The sequence below is a fragment of the Rhodospirillaceae bacterium genome, assembly GCA_002746255.1.
Classification (GTDB): Bacteria; Pseudomonadota; Alphaproteobacteria.
The window spans coordinates 89,704-108,090 of record NVWO01000004.1 but is presented as its reverse complement, the minus strand read 5'-3'; the positions used below and the strand labels follow the sequence as shown (position 1 = coordinate 108,090).

Annotated in this window: 16 protein-coding genes; 7 read left to right on the top strand and 9 right to left on the bottom strand. The window is 55.6% G+C overall.

Translation table 11 applies throughout. The annotated features are described in order from the left end of the window. Positions 1 to 4: 4 nt before the first annotated feature. The 7 genes from pdhA to COA65_04205 form a co-directional block, all read right to left on the bottom strand. The gene (pdhA, locus tag COA65_04235; GenBank protein ID PCJ60474.1) at positions 5 to 1,069 is read right to left on the bottom strand and encodes a pyruvate dehydrogenase (acetyl-transferring) E1 component subunit alpha; all 1,065 of its coding nucleotides are present in this window, start codon (positions 1,067 to 1,069) and stop codon (positions 5 to 7) included. A gap of 132 nt (positions 1,070 to 1,201) precedes the next feature. Further along, positions 1,202 to 1,561 (bottom strand): hypothetical protein, encoded by a 360-nt coding sequence (locus tag COA65_04230; protein PCJ60433.1) that lies wholly within the window; start codon positions 1,559 to 1,561, stop codon positions 1,202 to 1,204. Positions 1,562 to 1,613: 52 nt separating this feature from the next. Beyond that, the gene (locus COA65_04225) at positions 1,614 to 2,897 is read right to left on the bottom strand and encodes a phosphopyruvate hydratase (protein ID PCJ60432.1); all 1,284 of its coding nucleotides are present in this window, start codon (positions 2,895 to 2,897) and stop codon (positions 1,614 to 1,616) included. 22 nt (positions 2,898 to 2,919) lie between these two features. Continuing rightward, positions 2,920 to 3,759, bottom strand: a complete 840-nt coding sequence (locus tag COA65_04220) for a 3-deoxy-8-phosphooctulonate synthase (protein ID PCJ60431.1) — start codon at positions 3,757 to 3,759, stop codon at positions 2,920 to 2,922. An 11-nt stretch (positions 3,760 to 3,770) separates the two neighbouring features. Continuing rightward, positions 3,771 to 5,402: a CTP synthetase gene (locus COA65_04215; protein ID PCJ60430.1), complete on the bottom strand. Its 1,632-nt coding sequence runs from the start codon at positions 5,400 to 5,402 to the stop codon at positions 3,771 to 3,773. 108 nt (positions 5,403 to 5,510) lie between these two features. Continuing rightward, positions 5,511 to 5,861: a preprotein translocase subunit SecG gene (locus COA65_04210; GenBank protein ID PCJ60429.1), complete on the bottom strand. Its 351-nt coding sequence runs from the start codon at positions 5,859 to 5,861 to the stop codon at positions 5,511 to 5,513. An 80-nt stretch (positions 5,862 to 5,941) separates the two neighbouring features. Then, positions 5,942 to 6,697 (bottom strand): triose-phosphate isomerase, encoded by a 756-nt coding sequence (locus tag COA65_04205; protein ID PCJ60428.1) that lies wholly within the window; start codon positions 6,695 to 6,697, stop codon positions 5,942 to 5,944. A 187-nt stretch (positions 6,698 to 6,884) separates the two neighbouring features. Here COA65_04205 and COA65_04200 point away from each other — a divergent pair, with 187 nt between their 5' ends. The 6 genes from COA65_04200 (at position 6,885) to COA65_04175 (ending at position 14,330) form a co-directional block, all read left to right on the top strand. Next, a complete protein-coding gene (locus COA65_04200; protein ID PCJ60427.1) occupies positions 6,885 to 8,768 on the top strand; it encodes a hypothetical protein in 1,884 nt (627 codons plus the stop codon). Positions 8,769 to 8,777: 9 nt separating this feature from the next. Then, positions 8,778 to 10,301 (top strand): anthranilate synthase component I, encoded by a 1,524-nt coding sequence (gene trpE / locus COA65_04195; protein ID PCJ60426.1) that lies wholly within the window; start codon positions 8,778 to 8,780, stop codon positions 10,299 to 10,301. Between the two features lie 624 nt (positions 10,302 to 10,925). Further along, a complete protein-coding gene (locus COA65_04190) occupies positions 10,926 to 12,302 on the top strand; it encodes a hypothetical protein (protein PCJ60425.1) in 1,377 nt (458 codons plus the stop codon). Positions 12,303 to 12,311: 9 nt separating this feature from the next. After that, positions 12,312 to 13,223 (top strand): hypothetical protein, encoded by a 912-nt coding sequence (locus tag COA65_04185; GenBank protein ID PCJ60424.1) that lies wholly within the window; start codon positions 12,312 to 12,314, stop codon positions 13,221 to 13,223. After that, positions 13,117 to 14,058: a hypothetical protein gene (locus tag COA65_04180; protein PCJ60423.1), complete on the top strand. Its 942-nt coding sequence runs from the start codon at positions 13,117 to 13,119 to the stop codon at positions 14,056 to 14,058. The genes COA65_04185 and COA65_04180 overlap by 107 nt, the downstream gene beginning before the upstream one ends. A 2-nt stretch (positions 14,059 to 14,060) precedes the next feature. Then, a complete protein-coding gene (locus tag COA65_04175) occupies positions 14,061 to 14,330 on the top strand; it encodes a hypothetical protein (protein PCJ60422.1) in 270 nt (89 codons plus the stop codon). On the opposite strand, the gene COA65_04170 is transcribed toward COA65_04175, so the two are convergent. Together COA65_04170 and COA65_04165 are read right to left on the bottom strand one after the other, a co-directional pair. Next, positions 14,327 to 15,277 (bottom strand): hypothetical protein, encoded by a 951-nt coding sequence (locus COA65_04170; GenBank protein PCJ60421.1) that lies wholly within the window; start codon positions 15,275 to 15,277, stop codon positions 14,327 to 14,329. The genes COA65_04175 and COA65_04170 overlap by 4 nt on opposite strands. Next, a complete protein-coding gene (locus COA65_04165; GenBank protein ID PCJ60420.1) occupies positions 15,274 to 17,724 on the bottom strand; it encodes a copper-translocating P-type ATPase in 2,451 nt (816 codons plus the stop codon). The genes COA65_04170 and COA65_04165 overlap by 4 nt, the downstream gene beginning before the upstream one ends. Before the next feature lie 83 nt (positions 17,725 to 17,807). On the opposite strand from COA65_04165, the gene COA65_04160 reads away from it, so the two are divergent. Beyond that, positions 17,808 to 18,386: an aminodeoxychorismate/anthranilate synthase component II gene (locus COA65_04160; GenBank protein ID PCJ60419.1), complete on the top strand. Its 579-nt coding sequence runs from the start codon at positions 17,808 to 17,810 to the stop codon at positions 18,384 to 18,386. Position 18,387: the final 1 nt, after the last annotated feature.

Below are 18,387 nucleotides of genomic sequence, written 5' to 3'. Positions count from 1 at the left end.
GCGCCTATGCCTCGATCTGTATGTCTGTCAGAAGCTCGGCTGGCTCCGGCTCAGGACTTTTCTGGGCAAAATCGGCGGCTTTGGAAATGACGGCCTTTATTTCACGGTCGATCTCTTTCAGGTCTTCTTCCTTTACCTTGGCGTGTTTCAGAAGCAGCCTGCCCAAATGGTCGATCGGGTCGCGTTTTTCGCGAATCTTCGCGACTTCCTCGCGACTCCGGTATTTCGCCGGGTCCGACATCGAATGGCCTCGATAACGGTACGTCCGCATTTCAAGAAGCACCGGCCCCTTGCCCGCGCGCGCCTCATCGGCTGCCGTTTTCACGGATTTTTGAACGGCCTCGACATCCATGCCGTCGACACGCCGGCCCGGAATGCCGACGCTCTCGCCATGTTTGTACATATCGGTAATGGCCGAGGCGCGTTCAACGGCGGTTCCCATGCCATAGCGGTTGTTCTCGATGATGTAGACGATGGGGAGTTTCCAGAGCGACGCCATGTTGAAGGCCTCATAGACCTGCCCCTGATTGGCAGCCCCCTCGCCAAAGAAAGCAAGGACGACGCCGCCGTCTTTGCGATATTTGTGGGCGAAGGCCAGCCCTGTACCGAGAGGCGCCGTAGCGCCAACGATGCCGTGGCCGCCGTAAAATCCTTTTTCGGGCGCAAAGAAGTGCATGGAACCGCCCTTGCCCTTGCAAACGCCGTTGCTGCGGCCAAGCAGCTCGGCCATCGCCGTTTTCGGCTCGATCCCTGCTTCCAACACATGGCCGTGGCAGCGATAGGCTGTAATGAACGAGTCCTTTGGCGCTTCGATTGCCGAAAGTGCGCCGACAACCACCGCCTCCTGACCGATATAGAGATGGCAAAAGCCGCCGATGAGGCCCATGCCATAAAGCTGACCGGCTTTTTCCTCGAAGCGGCGAATATGCAACATGCGCCGGTAAAACTCAAAAAGCCGCGCAAGTTCTGAGACTGCCGCCTTCTTTGGCACCGGGCGCCGCCGCGCCTTTTTTGCCGCGTTTTTCCCAGGTTTTTTTGGGGATTTTTCTCGAGATTTCTGTACCGCCATGCCGCGCCTGTCCTTCGGTAGGTCGGGTGCATATGTTGCCAGACCTACGCGCATGACTGGCGAATTGCAACAAGAAAAAATGTTGCAACACCTTAGTATTCCTATGAAATATTAAGATAAACTGAATTTAGGTTAATTATTTTCGTCGAAAGCTATTGGGGAGACCGTCACGTCGGCATTCGTCGGCATGAGAATGAGAATCTCGTCCATACGGCCCAGATTCAGCAAGCGGCGCGCCTGTTCGTCCAACATGTCGAGGTCGAGATGATCCGGGTGCAAGAGCCGAACCCGGTTGGCAAGCTGGCTGCGTTTCGTTTCAAGCGCGTGGAGGGTTGCGTTCGCCTGCTCCACCTGGCTTGAAAGCTGCAGCCAGGTCAAAATCCCATGCTCACCCTGAATGGTGTGATGGCCAAAATAGGTCATGGCCGCAATGCCGATAACGGGCGCGATAATTTGTTTCGCACGCGCACGAAGTTCGTTGAAAATCAACATAAGCGAATGGAATCACGATGGGTGCAAGGCGTCAACTTTTTTTGCGCGTATTTTAGCGCTTTGTGCGCAGAACAGCCTCTCCAGCGTAGCGGCCATTGGGCATCAGTTCTTCTTCGATACGGAGAAGCTGATTGTATTTGGCCAGTCGGTCCGAACGCGAAAGGGAACCGGTCTTGATCTGACCGCAATTCGTAGCCACCGCTAAATCGGCGATTGTGACATCCTCGGTTTCGCCGGAACGATGCGACATCACGACCGTATAGCCAGCCTTATGGGCGATTTCCACCGTTTCCAGAGTCTCGGAGAGCGTGCCGATCTGGTTGACCTTGACGAGAATGGAATTTGCCACGCTGCGCGCGATGCCTTCCCGCAACCGCACCGGATTGGTAACAAAAAGATCATCGCCAACAAGCTGAACCCGACTGCCAAGCGCTTTCGTAAGTGCGTCCCAGCCGTCCCAGTCGTCTTCCGCCATGCCGTCCTCAATGGAGACAATCGGATAGCGATCCACCAAATCCTGATAAAGGGCGATCAACTCGCTGGCATTCAGCTTTTCCCCTTGGCCCGACAGATCGTAGACGCCGTCTTTGAAAAACTCGCTGGCCGCTACATCAAGCGCCAGCATGACGTCCTTTCCCGGCTCGTAACCGGCTTTTTCAATCGCCTGCATAATAAAGCCAAGCGCCACGTCCGGGCTTTCCAGATTGGGTGCGAACCCACCCTCGTCGCCGACATTCGTGTTATGGCCGGCCTTCTTTAATTGCGTTTTCAGGGCCTGGAAGATTTCTGCCCCAACCCGCACGGCCTCGGCCATCGTCGGCGCGCCAACCGGCATAATCATGAATTCCTGAAAGTCGATCGGGTTGTCCGCATGGGCACCACCGTTGATGATGTTCATCAGCGGCACCGGCAAGGTTCGGGCATGGACGCCACCGATATAGCGGTAAAGCGGCAGTCCGGCGCTGATAGCGGCAGCCTTGGCAACCGCCAGGCTCACACCAAGAAGGGCGTTCGCCCCAAGGCGCGATTTGTTCGGCGTGCCATCCAGTTCAATAAGAATGCGATCGATGGCGATCTGATCTTCCCCATCCATGCCAGAAAGCGCGTCGAAGATTTCACCGTTCACGGCGTCAACGGCTTTGCGCACCCCCTTGCCGCCATAGCGCTGCGCGTCGCCATCGCGAAGTTCAACCGCCTCATGGGCACCGGTTGAAGCGCCAGAAGGAACGGCGGCCCGCCCATGCGCGCCGTTTTCCAGAAAAACATCCACTTCGACGGTGGGGTTGCCACGGCTGTCCAGAATTTCACGGGCGCGGATATCGGTAATCGCCATCATGCTGAATTCCTCCCAAAGACAATCAGGAACAAGGAAACGCTTTTGCCACCCGGTCAAATGCCAGCAATGTCTCTAGCAATGCCGGAAGCTCGGCCATTGGCACCATGTTCGGGCCATCGGACGGTGCCTTATCCGGGTCGGGGTGCGTTTCTAGAAAGACGGCGGCAACCCCAACAGCGACGGCCGCACGGGCAAGAACCGGTACAAATTCGCGCTGGCCGCCACTGGTTTCCCCCTGGCCGCCCGGTTGCTGGACGGAATGGGTGGCATCGAAGACAACCGGAAAGCCACCGCGGGCCAGAACGGGAAGCGCGCGCATGTCTGAAACAAGCGTGTTGTAGCCAAAACTGGCGCCACGCTCACACAGCAAGACGTTTGAGTTTCCGGCACCGACGATCTTTTTTACGACATTCGCCATGTCCCATGGTGCCAGAAATTGACCTTTCTTGACGTTAATCGCCTTCCCGGTCACGGCGGCGGCGATCAACAGGTCGGTTTGGCGGCAAAGGAAGGCCGGAATTTGCAAAACATCGACGGCGTCGGCAACCGGCGCACATTGTTCAGCCGTGTGGACATCTGTCAGCACGGCGCAGCCCAGGCGCTCTCGCACTTCAGCCAGAATGGGAAGCCCCTTCGCCATGCCAATCCCGCGCACGCTTTTCCCACTGGTCCGGTTTGCCTTGTCATAGGAAGATTTGTAGATCAGGCCGATACCAAGCTTGTCCGTCAACTTTACAAGGGCTTCGGCGGTTTCCATGGCGTGGGCCCTGCTTTCGATGGCGCAAGGCCCGGCAATCACGGTCAGTGGCAAGTCGTTCCCGACCGTAATTTTTCCAATCGCTATGTGATGAGGTTTTGTCATATGAAAATTCCTCACACCAGCCGTGACTGTTTCACGGCTGCTTCGATAAAGGACGTGAACAGAGGGTGCGGTTCAAAGGGGCGCGATTTCAATTCCGGATGGAACTGAACGCCAACAAACCAGGGATGGTCGGCCATTTCGATAATTTCCGGTAATTTTCCGTCCGGGGACAGGCCGGAAAAACGAAGGCCGACGGCTGCCAGTTGCTTGACGTAATTGATGTTTACTTCGTAACGATGGCGATGGCGCTCATTGATCTTCTTTTTGCCGCCATAGATGTCAAAAATCCGGCTTCCCGGTTCAAGATTACACGGATAGGCGCCGAGCCGCATCGTACCGCCAAGTTCGCCTTCTTCGTTTCGAAGTTCAGTTGTCTCACCGCGCGTCCACTCGGTCATCAAGCCAACCACCGGGTCCTTCATTGGCCCAAATTCGGTTGAGTTCGCATTTGGAAGGCCGGCAAGATTCCGCGCGATTTCGACCACCGCCATTTGCATGCCAAAGCAGATGCCGAAATATGGAACACGGTGTTCGCGGGCAAATTGAACGGCGGCGATTTTTCCTTCGGCGCCGCGTTCGCCAAAACCTCCAGGCACCAGAATGCCGTGGACATCCTCAAGTTTCTGAACGGCGTCAGGCTTTTCGAAAATCTCCGAATCGATCCAGTCCAGCTTTACCCGCACATGGTTGGCGATGCCGCCATGGGCAAGCGCCTCGATCAGGGATTTATAGCTATCCAGCAAATTGATGTATTTGCCAACGACAGCAATTCTTACCTCGCCCTCGGGCGAATGAATGCCATCAAAGATTTCGTTCCAGCGACTTAAATCCGGTTGCTGCTCCCTGGCAACGCCGAAATGACAGCAGACCTGATCATCAAAACCTTCCATGTGGTAACCCGCCGGAACACCGTAAATCGATGTTACATCCATTGCCGGAATCACAGCCTCTTCGCGCACATTACAAAACAAAGAGATCTTTTTGCGTTCGGACACAGGAATCTGCCGGTCGCTCCGGCACAACAACAGATCTGGCTGAATACCAACGCTTAAAAGTTCTTTCACGGAATGCTGCGTCGGCTTCGTCTTCAGCTCACCGGCAGATGGAATATAAGGAAGAAGAGTAAGGTGCACGTACATCGTGCGCTCTCTTCCAAGCTCATTTCGAAGTTGGCGAATGGCTTCCAGGAAAGGCAACCCCTCGATATCGCCGACCGTGCCGCCAATCTCGCAGAGAACAAAATCCTCGTCCTCAAGGTCGGCCAGGATAAATTCCTTGATGGCGTCCGTGACATGGGGAATGACCTGGACGGTCGCACCGAGATAATCCCCGCGCCGCTCTTTCGCAATTACGGTTGAGTAGATTTTTCCGGTGGTGACGTTGTCGGAAGCGCGGGAAGAAACGCCGGTGAAGCGTTCATAATGGCCCAAATCGAGGTCCGTTTCGGCACCATCATCCGTAACGAAGACCTCCCCATGCTGATAGGGGCTCATCGTGCCCGGATCGACATTCAGATAGGGGTCCAGCTTGCGAAGCCGCACCTTAAACCCGCGCGCCTGAAGCAAGGCCCCAAGCGCCGCAGAGGCAATGCCCTTCCCAAGTGAGGAGACCACACCACCGGTGATAAAGATAAACCGCGTCATGGGCCTACAATCTACCTGAAAACAATCCAATTTCGAGTGTAAAAGTAAAAGAGGCGGCAAAAACGCCGCCTTCGATCCCAATTTCCAAATCTGACGGATATGGAACCATCATTCCCCCAAAGGCGCGCTTGGCGCGGCTGGCGGCATTGCTTCGAGAGGGGCTTCCGGCACCGTTGCCTCAAAGGGCGTGCTGACGGGTTCCTCGGCATCGAGAATCGAGACAGATTCAGAGGACCGGTTGGCAAGAATAGCCAGGGTCAGGCTGCTCACCATGAAACAGGTCGCCAGGATCGCCGTTGTCCGGGTGAGCAGATTGGCCGTTTCCTTTGTCGTGAAAAGGCCGCCGCCACCGCTACTGCCGCCGATACCAAGGCCGCCACCCTCGCTTCGCTGTAGAAGGATGATACCGACCAGCGCGACTGCGAGGATCAAGTGAATGACAAGAAGGATCGTCGTCATCTTTGCTTTTTTTCGCCGTTTTTACTGAACATCGCCACCCTTTGCGACCCCCGCCTTTTACTGAATTCCATCATGCGATGCTAGCCACAACTTTCGGCAATCTCACAAAAGGCCTCGACATTCAGGCTGGCCCCGCCAATCAAGGCACCATTGACCCCGGGGATAGACAGGATTGCCGCCGCGTTTGCCGCCATTACGGACCCGCCATAGAGAATGCGAAAAGCCTGGGCAGGTCCAAAAGATTTACCCAAATTCGCGCGAATCCGCTCATGAACAACCTTAATTTCGTCGGCAGTCGGTGTCCGGCCACTGCCAATGGCCCACAACGGCTCATAGGCGATGACCGTTTTTTCCGCTTTCGACCCTTCCGGTAAGGAAGCCATAAGCTGCGCCTCAATGACGTCCAGGGCCGCGCCGGCATCCCGTTCGGCAGCGCTTTCACCAACACAGACGATAGCAATCAGCCCCGCCGCATGGGCAGCGACGACCTTTGCGGCAACATCACGATCGCTTTCGCCATGCCCTTCCCGGCGTTCGGAATGGCCAAGGATAACGAAGCGGCAGCCAATATCGGCCAACATGTCTGCGGAAACATCGCCGGTATGGGCGCCTGTTTTTTTCTGATGGCAATCCTGCGCGCCCAGAAAAATTCCGCTTCCCGCCAGAATTTCGCCGATCGTCCCCAGAAGGGTCGCCGGCGGACAAAGGACAAGATCGACAGCGGCACGGCCTTGTTTACGCGATTGAACAATCCCCCGAGCCAGCGCCTGGCCTGCTTTGCGCAGCCCGTTCATCTTCCAGTTGCCGATAATTAACGGATTTTTTGCGTGTGGCATCCTAATTCCTAGGTCGTTCATGGGATTTGCTAACATAGGACATGGCTATTTTCCAGACCCCCTGATTGCACACAATGGCCCATTCTGGGCTTGCGAGCCCTAGAGCCCCCTATTACACTGCGCTGGTCAACAACTTGAATTTTAGCCTTTCTTCAATCCGCTTCAATTTATCGATCTGCGATTTTGTATGCTTGAAACGATCCGCAAACGCACGACCTCTTGGGTCGTCAAAGGGTTGCTGCTTCTCCTTGTCCTGAGTTTCGCAGTGTGGGGAATAGGCGACGTTTTTCGCGGTGGACGCGAGGCGACCATTGCCAAGGTCGGTGACGTCAAAATTACCAGCGACCAGCTTTCCCGAGAATTTCGGCGCGAGATGGACCGCATTCAGCATCTTTTCGAGAACTCTCTCACTGCGGAACAGGCCCGCGGGCTGGGGCTTCTTGATCGTGCTCTTGAGCGCTTGATCTCTGAAGTTATTTTTGATCTGGAGTCCAGAGATCTTGGCATTTTCCCCAGTGATGGGCTGGTTGCCGCACGGATTAAGGAGACGCCCGCCTTTCGCAATCGCTTTGGTGAATTCGACAAGCAGGTTTTTTACGACCTGCTTCGAAGCAACGGTTACACCGAAGAGCAATTTGCGAGCCTTATTCGCCGGGGCATCAAACGCAATCAATTAATGCAAGCAATTACCCACGGAACCGTCGTGCCGGAACGCCTGGGGACTCTTCTCTTTGATTTCCGGAAAGAAGAGCGGGTCGTCGCGACATTGTCGGTCCCCGCTCACAAGATGAAGGGCGTCGGAAGACCGAAGCCGGAAACTCTTGCTGCCTATCACAGCGAGCATGCGGAACAGTACGTGTCGCCGGAATACCGCAAAATAACGGCGATCGTCGTCTCGCCCGACGACTTCCGTAGCGAAGTCGAAATTACGGAAACGGAACTTCGGGAAGAATACGAAGCGCGCCTTGGCGAAATCTCCACCCCGGAACGCCGTGAAATCGAACAAATCCTTCTCTCGGATGAAGAAAGCGCAACACGCGCAGAAACGTTGCTGGAGGAAGGCAAATCGTTCGAGATCGTTGCCATAGAGGTCGGAAAAGTTGAACAGGGTGCCAACCTTTCCCTTGGAAGCCACGCCCGCAAAGACCTTATCCCGGAACTTTCCGAACCGGCCTTCCGTCTGGAAAAGGGCGCGGTCAGCAAGGCAATAAAAAGTCCGTTCGGCTGGCATATTCTGCGCGTGAAAACGATTGCGCCTGGCGCGACCCCTAAATTTGAGGCCGTTCGCGACAAGATAGCGGAGGACATCGCACACAATCGTGCGATCGACAGCCTTTATGCCATTTCGACACAGATTGAAGACCGTCTTGCCAGTGGTGCGACCTTTGAAGAAGCCGGAAAGGTATTGAACCTTCCCACGCTTCACTTCGAAAATGTAAGCGCCGAGGGGAAAACCCCCGACGGAAAGGCGGTCGCGACTCTCCCGGATATCGATGCATTCCTTTCGACCGCTTTTAACACGGCCGATGGTGAGGAAAGCACGTTGGTTGAAACGAAGGACGGCCGGCTTTTCATTCTGCGGGTCGATGCTATTACGCCAGCGGCCTTGCAGCCACTTGATGACATCCGCAAACAGGTCATTGCGGATTGGCAGGCGGAAGAACGGAACCGCAAGGCTGAAAAAATGGCAACGGAAATTGTCGAAAAGACAAAAACCGGGACAAGCCTAAAAAAACTTGCCGGCAATCGACGTTTTCAAATAAGAACCTCCGACCCCTTAACGCGCGATGCGCAAGATTTGAATTCTGGAATTTCCCATGAACTGACCCGAAAAATTTTCGCCGCAAAGGTCGGAGAGGTGGTGCAGGCGCCATCTGAAAACGGTTACACCGTGGCCCTGATAAAGGAAATTCGGAAAGCGGACATCGACAAAGACATCAAAGCGCTTGAAAGCGTGCGCGCAAACCTGCTGCAGTCTCTGGCAAACGACATTCTCGACCAATATATCGCGGCTCTCGAAAAGAAACATCCGGTCGAGACCAATCGTTCGGCCATCGAAGCTACGTACTAGACCAGGGCGATGTCCGTCCATCCCTCCTTCGGAGATTTTTCAGAAAACTACACCGCCAACCGGCCACAGGTCGTGTGGACGAAGTTGATTGCCGATCTGGAAACCCCCGTTTCGGCCATGCAGAAACTTGCCGGACATTCGCCGAACGGTTTTCTACTCGAATCCGTTGAAGGTGGTGCCACGCGCGGACGTTATTCTTTTATCGGCACCCGTCCAGATGTCATTTGGCGTTGCTTCGGTGGTCGGGCAGAGATTAACGAAAATGCCGATGTCGATGCCACCGCCTTTCGCCCCATTGAAGGCGACGTGTTCGCTTCCTTCCGCGACTTGCTTGCAAAGTCTGCCATCGACCTGCCTGACGCGATGCCGCCAATGGCCGCAGGCCTCGTCGGCTATATGGGCTATGACATGGTCCGATTAATGGAGGACCTGCCCGCCACAAACCCGGCAGGCATTTCCGGCTTGCCCGATGGCATGTTCGTTCGTCCGACGGTAATGGTGATCTTCGACAACATTGAAGACACGGCGATCCTGGTCACGCCGGTTCGCCCAAAAAAAGAACTCGATGCGAAGGCCGCCTATGCGAAGGCAGAAGCACGTCTTCAGCAATGCATTGTGACCCTTGACGAAAGCCTTTCCCATGAAAAGATGAGCGCGCCGCCATCCACCGAGACACCAGTTCCGGTTTCGAATCAGACCCGCGAGGCGTATCACGGAATGGTCGAACGGGCGAAGGCCTACATTCGGGCTGGTGACGTTTTCCAGGTGGTCCCCTCGCAGCGTTTTCAGGTTCCCTTCCCGCTACCGCCCATTGCGCTCTACCGGTCGCTGCGACGGCTGAACCCCTCACCTTTCCTGTTTCTTCTCGACTTCCAGGACTTCGCCGTCGTCGGCTCAAGCCCTGAAATTCTGGTCCGGGTTCGCGACGGCGTGGTAACAATCCGTCCGATCGCCGGAACGCGGCGGCGTGGAAAAAATGCCGAAGAAGACCGGCAGCTCTCGGAAGACCTGCTCGCCGACCCGAAAGAGCGGGCTGAACATCTGATGTTGCTTGACCTTGGCCGGAACGACGTTGGCCGCGTCGCCGAGATTGGCAGCGTTCATGTAACTGAAGAAATGATCATCGAATATTATTCTCACGTTATGCACATTGTTTCGAACGTTGAAGGCCGGCTTGATCCGAAATTCGATGCGATTGACGCGCTCATTGCAGGCTTTCCCGCCGGCACCGTCTCGGGTGCGCCAAAGGTACGCGCAATGGAAATCATCGAAGAGCTGGAACCGGACCGCAGAAGCATCTATGGCGGCTGCGTTGGTTATTTTGCGGCCAATGGCACCATGGATAGTTGCATCGCTCTGCGCACGGCTATCGTGAAAGATGAAACCATGTATGTGCAGGCCGGCGGCGGGGTTGTTGCAGACAGCAATCCGGAAGCCGAATACCAGGAAAGCCGCAACAAGGCGATGGCACTTCTACGCGCCGCCGAGGAAGCCATCCACTATGCCGGCGGGAACCGGAAAAAAAGCTCTTAACGACCCGCCGCGTCTTTAAGCTGCCGGCGTACAACCGTGCTTGCCGGAACCAGAACAAGCCCCTAAACTTTTCCTCTGGACCGCCGATCTTGATGTAAATCATCACTGCCCTCAAAAGAGGGTGCCAAGCATTAGAGTTCTGCCGTTAGGTTAGGCTTTGATTCCTGCAAAAGTTACCATTATTATTTGGTTTGAATTGAGAAACGTGTTTAGCCCTAACATAAACGTGCTCCGCCGCCTCCGGCTGGTGATGGTGTTTACGCTGCTCTTTGCAGCATTGCACGTTGCATCCCACGATCTAAGTGATGTTACCGATCATTCAAGCCTAGTTGATGGATGTCAAATCTGCCGGCTCGGCCAACTGTCTGTGGACCTGCCACCCATTCTATCGCTAACCGCCCCGATTCAAAAAATTGCTTCTGTTGAACCTCCGCCCACTACACAACCACATAGGCAACTCCCTAAAAGCCTTCTGCGCGCACGCGCACCTCCCCTACTTTGATTGATTTTCCTCCAATCTGCTGACAACTGAACCATGTCTCGTTTTCGAGACTCCGTATCAGTGGTTCTGCATATTCCAATCAAAAGAGGGGACTAGCCATGCCTTGTCCGTATTTTCGCTCCATGTTCGGAGCAGCCATCATAGGCGCGCAGGCTCTCCATGCGCCGATGGCGATGGCCAATGAAGAGGTAGACATACTTGGCGCGCAAATATCCGAAATCAGGCAACAATTTCACAATATGAAGCAAGCTTATGAAAACCAGATCGCGGCGTTGGCACAGCGTCTTAAGGAGCTGGAATCATCGGCCAGCAAAAAACCTGTCCAAGTATCGGAAGCCCGGCCTGCTGCAGCTTCACCACCCCCAGTCACAACGCTGCCTAGCACAACACCCCCCGGCAACGGAGACTTGCAGTTGGGTCTATCCAGCCTGTTTGCAAGTGGTGGTTCCAGCGTTGACAACGCCGCGCTGAAAGGTCTTCAGGCGGGCGCTCACGATCCCAATCAGAACGGTTTCACGGTACAGAATGTGGAACTCACAATTGGCGCTGCAGTCGATCCCTACTTTAACGCTCAGGCTAACATCATTTTCCAAATCGACGCCGACGGCGAAACAGTCGTCGAACTGGAAGAGGCCTTCTTCACCACCAGAAGCCTGCCTTGGGGATTACAGGTCAAAGGCGGCCAGTTTTATACCGAATTCGGTCGTCAGAATCCGCAACACCCTCACACCTGGAGTTTTGTTGATCAGCCGGTCGTCCTTTCGCGCTTTTTTGGTGGTGATGGCTTGCGCAGCCAAGGCGCGCGCGTCGCTTGGTTGATGCCCACGGATTGGTACTCGGAACTATATGTCGGTGTGCAAAACGCCAAAGGCGAAACTGTCACCAGTTTCCTTAGTGAGCTAGCTGAAGAGGTGGGGGGCCATACTCTCATTGACCGCAATGCGCGCGGTTTCGGCGACCTCCTATACAGCGCGCGCTGGTTAAACGGCATCGATTTGTCAGATACAGTGAGCGCCAATCTGGGTCTTTCAAGTGTGCTCGGCCCCAACGCCAGCGGCACCAGCACTAACACCAGAATACTCGGTGCGGATATTTTTCTGAAATGGCAGGCCAGGCGGACACACCGTGGATCCCCGTTCGTCTCATGGCACACGGAGGCTTTGCACCGGCGGTATGAGGCGGGCGATGCAAGCAATCCTATACGCGAAGTGCTAAAAGATTGGGGACTATTCACTCAGGTTTTATGGGGCTTCAAACCGGGCTGGGTAGCTGGATTGAGGTGGGACTATGCCACAGCGCAAGGACAGACGTCCCTTGATCCGCTGCGCGACACCCGCAACCGCTTGTCGCCCAATCTCACTTGGTATCCAACAGAATTCAGCAAAGTGCGACTGCAATATAACCGTGATTGGGCTACGCATTTGCAAGACAGAACGGCAGACAGCATATGGCTGCAATTTGAGTTCAGTCTGGGCAGACATGCCGCACACATATTTTAGGAGCCTGTCATGAGACAAATTTTAGGCACGTTGTTCAGTGTGCTGTTTTTGACTGCACCGTCGATAAGTCACGCCGCGTTACGCGTCGTGACAACGACCCAGGACCTGGCCGCCTTAACAGAAGCAGTGGGCGGCAACCAAGTAACTGTGGAGAGCCTGACACCTGGCACGCGTGACCCCCATTTTGCGGTTGCCAAACCTAGTATGATCCGCAAGGTCTTTCGCGCCGATCTGTTGTTAATCGTCGGTGCCGACATGGAGATCGGCTGGCTGCCACCACTACTACAGTCGTCGCGGAACTCTAATACATTGCCTGGGAACCCGGGATATTTAGATTTATCGACGACAGTACCGCTTCTCGGCAAACAAGCGGTATCCGTCTCGCGAGCCTTGGGGGATGTTCACGCCAAAGGCAACCCCCATTACTGGCTGGACCCGCGCAATGGCGTGCGCATGGCGCAAGCGATTGCCACCCGCCTCGGCGAGTTGGATCCTTCGCACGCAGTTGATTACCAACGCCGGTTTGAGCATTTTGCAAAAGCAATGGAAGTTAAGCAGTCCGAATGGCGCGTGCGATTGGCGTATTTAGAGGGCAGGCCGGTGATCGCCTATCACAAATCTTTCGATTATCTAGCTGACTTTTTCGGCTTTAGGATTGTTGGTGAGGTGGAACCAAAACCGGGCATAGCCCCCAGTGCTGCGTCCTTGAGCAGGCTGATAACGCGCATCAAGCAAGAGCAAACCCGCGTACTTATTATGGAGCCCTATTACGAGCGCCGTTCGGCGCGATACTTGAGCGAACAGACAGGCATCAATGTTGCCGTGTTGCCACAATCGGTCGGGTCTGCAGATGATATCACCACTTATTTTGTGCTGTTTGACCGCATTGTCGAAGCGCTTGAAGACGCAGTGGGAGAGTGATATGGAAGCTTGGCAAATTCTGCTCCCGGCCTTCACTTTAAGCGCCTTGATGGTTTTCACCCACACCTATCTTGGCCTGCATGTGTTGGCGCGCGGCATAATCTTTGTCGATCTTGCACTGGCCCAAGTTGCCGCACTTGGGATTTCCGTTGCTTTCCTGCTTGGCGAAGAAGCCCACGGAAACCGCGCTCAGCTATATGCGTTTGCCGCAACCTTGGCGGCGGCGTTCGCCTTCGCAGGCTTGCGCCGAGTTCGCGGCAAGACGACACGCGAAGTCATCATCGGTTGCGTCTATGTGCTAACCACCGCACTATCCATCGTTATCCTGAGCCGCACAACGCAAGGCATGGAAGAACTCAACTCCTTGTTTAACGGCAATATCCTTTGGGTCCGCTGGGACGAAATCTTGATGGTGGCAGGGGCGTACGCCCTACTCAGCTTGCTGCACCTGGTTTATCGCAAGCGCTTCTACGCCCTCTCGTTTGATGCAAAGGGCTCGGGTCAACCAAAATTTTTATGGGAATTTCTGTTTTTCGCCTCATTCGCTGCTGTCATTACGCTTGCGGTTAATGTCGCCGGCGTCTTGCTGGTCTTTGCCTTCCTGATCATTCCAGTATTCAGCGCCTCTATCCTTGCCGAATCTTTGCTACACCGCCTATTTCTGGGATGGGGGTTGGGAATATTGGGCAGCATAGCAGGCCTATGGCTGTCGTTTGACGCAGACTTGCCCGTCGGCTCAACAATGGTCTCCGTGTTGGGACTGTTGCCGCTTTTTGCTGTGGGTTTGAAGGTTGCCATAAGAGGACGATATAATGCCGCGAATACCAAAAATTAGATTTGATCGAAGAGCTGGAACCGGACCGCAGAAGCATCTATGGCGGCTGCGTTGGTTATTTTGCGGCCAATGGCACCATGGACAGTTGCATCGCTCTGCGCACGGCCATCGTGAAAGATGGGACCATGTATGTGCAGGCCGGCGGCGGGGTTGTTGCAGACAGCGATCCGGAAGCCGAATATCAGGAAAGCCGCAACAAGGCGATGGCGCTTTTGCGCGCCGCCGAGGAAGCCATCCACTATGCAGGCGGTGGCCGGAAAAAAAGCTCCTAACGACCCGCCGCGTCTTTAAGCTGCCGGCGTACAACCGTGCTTGCCGGAACCAGAACGAATCCTTTTTCCAAAAGCGTCGGCAGCCATTCCCGTAACGCCGCCAGCGTTACCTTGTGAGGGTGCCCAATCCCGATTGCCGCCCCGTCCCTTCTGGCAATCGATTCCAGTTTTTCCAGGCGTTCCCTCACATTTTCCGCAGACCTGAAATTGTCGAGAAAAACCTGTCGCTCGGCGAAGGGGACGCCAATTTCCTGCGCTAGTTTCTTTGCGACGGTATCGGCGGTCGTCCGGGAATCGATGAAAAGAAGACCGCGCGCCTTTAATTCCCGAAAAACCATCGCCAGCCTATCCGGGTCTTTCGTGAATTTGCTGCCCATGTGGTTGTTGATGCCGACATAGTGTTCGAAGCGGTCAAAGTCCCAGGAAAGATTCTCCAGAATTTCATCCTGGGTCATATGAACCATCAGCGCATGCGGCCCGGGATCGCCGTTCTTCCCCTGGGGCTCCATGGGAACGTGGATCAGCAGTTCATGCCCGGCGGCGCGGGCCGCTGCGGTTTGTTCCCAAAGCCCGTTTGCGTAAGGCAGGAAGGCCAAAGTGAGAGGCGCGGAAAGCTTGATCGCGTCCGTAGTGCGCGCACGGCTCATCCCAAGATCATCCAGAATGATGGCGATCATTGGCCGCCCTTTAATGGCCGGTTCGAGAACGGCTTCACGCACCCATTGCGGTCGGGGCTTCGTTTTTTTGGAAGCTGTGTCGGTCGTGTCGGCCAGTTTAGCCGTCACCGCCGCAATTTTTGGTGTGGCGGGCCTGTCCACAAAAAAAAGCGCCAGGCCAGCACCCGTTACAAGACCAATGCCCAGAAAAAAAACTGCCATCCGGACCGGCTTCCAGGCCCTGGCTTTCCAAGTTTTCCAGGCCCTGGCCTTCTTTTTTCGTTTGCTCATATTTGTTTTTTCACAGGGCGCCAACGCGTCAGCAACAATGAATTTGAAACGACGCTGACGCTGCTGAACGCCATCGCACCACCGGCAAGGATTGGACTTAACATGCCTGACGCCGCAAGGGGAATTCCGATGACGTTGTAGATGAAGGCCCAAAAAAGATTCTGCCAGATTTTTGCAACCGTCGCCCGCGAGATCCGAACGGTTTCCGGAAGCAGAAGCGGCTCGCCGCGCATCAAGGTTACACCCGCCGCTTCAATCGCAACGTCCGTCCCAGTCCCCATGGCGATCCCGACATCGGCAGCCGCCAGCGCCGGCGCATCGTTAATGCCGTCGCCAACCATGGCAACGACCTCGCCTTCCCGCCGAAGCCTGTCAACTTCGGTAATTTTTTGTTCTGGAAGAATTTCAGCCATGACCCGATCGATGCCAAGCTTGCTGGCAACGGCGGCGGCCGTACGTTGATTGTCGCCGGTCATCATAATGACTGTGAGCCCAAGTTTTTTGAGGCGGGCGATAGCTTCTACCGCCGTTGCCTTAATCGGATCGCTGGCGGCGATAAAGCCGAGAAGCCGGCCTTCCCCATGGGCAATCCACATGACGGTCGCGCCCTGGGTTTCCAATTCCTGCGCCTTGGAATCCAGGCTTGCAATTGCAACGCCGCTGTCCGCCATCAGTTTGCGACTGCCAATCCACAGACGCTGGCCATCGACGACGGCTTCCAGACCCCGCCCGGTGAGGCTTTTAAAGCTCGCAAGGGGTTTCAGTGGCTTGTCGCCCACCGCATCCAATATCGCGCGCGCCAGGGGATGCTCGCTGCCCTGTTGCGCCGAAGCGGCAAGCAAGAGGAGTGCATCTTCGTCGCCCCCCGCAACCGGCGCGATGGCCGCAACCGCCGGGTGGCCTTCCGTTAAGGTTCCGGTCTTGTCGAGGGCAATCACCGTTACCTTGCGCATGCGCTCAAGGGCGTCCACGTCCTTGATCAAAATACCGCCGCGCGCTGCCGCCCCCATGCCAGCAACGATGGCTGTCGGCGTTGCCAGGCCAAGGGCGCAAGGGCAGGCAATCACCAGGACCGAGACGGCGGCAATCACGGCAACGTCTGGCGCACCCGTAAACAGCCATTGCGCCATAAGTGTAAAGACGGCGGCGGCCAGCACCATCGGGACGAAGATGGCGCTCACGCGGTCAACGAGTTTCTGGACCGGCGCCCGGCTGGCTTGCGCACCTTGAACCAACGCGATGATCCGCGAAAGGGTTGTCTCTGCGCCGATACGCGTTGTCGTGATGTGAAGCAGCCCGGAACCATTTACGGAACCCGCCGTCACGAAAGCACCCTCTCCCTTTTCAACCGGCTGGCTTTCTCCGGTAATCAGCGATTCGTCGATCTCGCTTTGACCACTAAGAATGTCGCCATCGACGGGCACGCGTTCCCCGGGGCGAAGCAGGACAACGTCCCCAACCACCACGGCATTGATTGGCACCTCGACCTCCTCACCGTTCCGCAAGAGCCTCGCCACCGAGGGCCGAAGCTTCATCAAGGCCCGGATGGCGGCTGACGTTCCCTGCTTGGCACGGCTTTCAAGCCATTTGCCGAGCAAAACGAGGGTAAGGATGATGGCCGATGCCTCGAAATAAAGCGCCTCCGCCCCTTCGGTCTCCGGCCAAAGGACCCGGGTGACGCTTAACCCATAGGCAGCCGACGTTCCAAGCGCGACCAACTGGTCCATTGTGCCATTGCCGTAGCGAAGCGCCACCCAGGCGGCGCGGTAAAAACGCCAGCCGATGCCAAATTGCACAAAGCTGGCAAGAACCATCTGCACCATCGGCGAAAGATGGAACCCAAGGCCTACGAAGTCGCCGAGCATCTGGGCAACCAGGGGAAAGGACAGCAGGATGGCGGCAATAAGAGAACCGGTCTGCCAGTGAAGGCGGCGGCGCGCTTCAATGCTTTCGTTCTCCGACGCCCGGTTTTCCGGGTCGTCGATAAAGGTCGCGCCATAGCCCACCGCCGTCACGGCTTTGCGCAACGCCATTACGTCAAGCTGGCCCTGGGCCACTTCCAACAGAGCCTGTTCCGTCGCCAAATTGATCTTTGCGGTAAGAACGCCGGGAACGCGCCTCAGCGCTTTTTCGATCGTGTGTGCACAATTTCCACATGTCATGCCGTTAATCCTGAGCACGACCGACACCAGCGGCACCTCGTAATTCATGTCCAGAATGGCCTTCACGATTGCCACAGGATCAACCCGGTCTGGGTCGAAACGGATATCGGCACGTTCCATCGTGAAATTAACCCGCGCATTGAGGACACCGGCAAGCCGGCCAAGGGCTTTTTCGATATGGCCCGCGCAATTGGTGCAAGTCATCCCTTTTACGCCAAGGGACAATTCCCGGCCTTCATTCGCCGGGTCATTCGGCGTAAGCTGCGCCTTCGCGTTGGATGTCATGTTGTTTTTGTGAGCGATATGCGCGGAAAAGTCAAGAAACCAACCAAGAAACTACATTCAGTTTGTATGTATAATTATTTGATATGTTTCTATTAATTGATAATTACGACAGCTTTGCTTACAATCTTTATCACTATTTCGGGGAATTGGGCGCCGAAATGGAGGTCAAGCGGAACGACGCCCTTAGCGTCGATGAAGCGCTGGCCTATGCGCCGGAAGGGATTGTCATTTCACCGGGGCCATGTGACCCGGACCAAGCCGGCATCTGCCTCGATCTTATCCGGGCTGCCGCCGGAAAAGTCCCTATTCTGGGCGTCTGCCTTGGTCATCAGGCCATCGCCCAGGCCATGGGCGGCGACATCGTTCACGCGCCAGTGCCGATGCATGGCAAAGTCAGCGAAATCCATCACCGGGGGACGGATTTATTTCAGGGCCTCCCTGACCCCTTTCCGGCAACCCGTTACCATTCCCTGACCGTCGCGCGGGAAACCTTGCCAAATTGCCTGGACATCACGGCAGAAGCCGATGACGGCCTCATCATGGGCATCGCCCATAAGGAACTGCCCCTTTATGGCGTCCAGTTTCACCCGGAAAGCATCGCCTCTGAAAACGGCCATCAATTGCTTCAGAACTTCTTGAACCTTGCTGGAAAGAAAGCCTGAA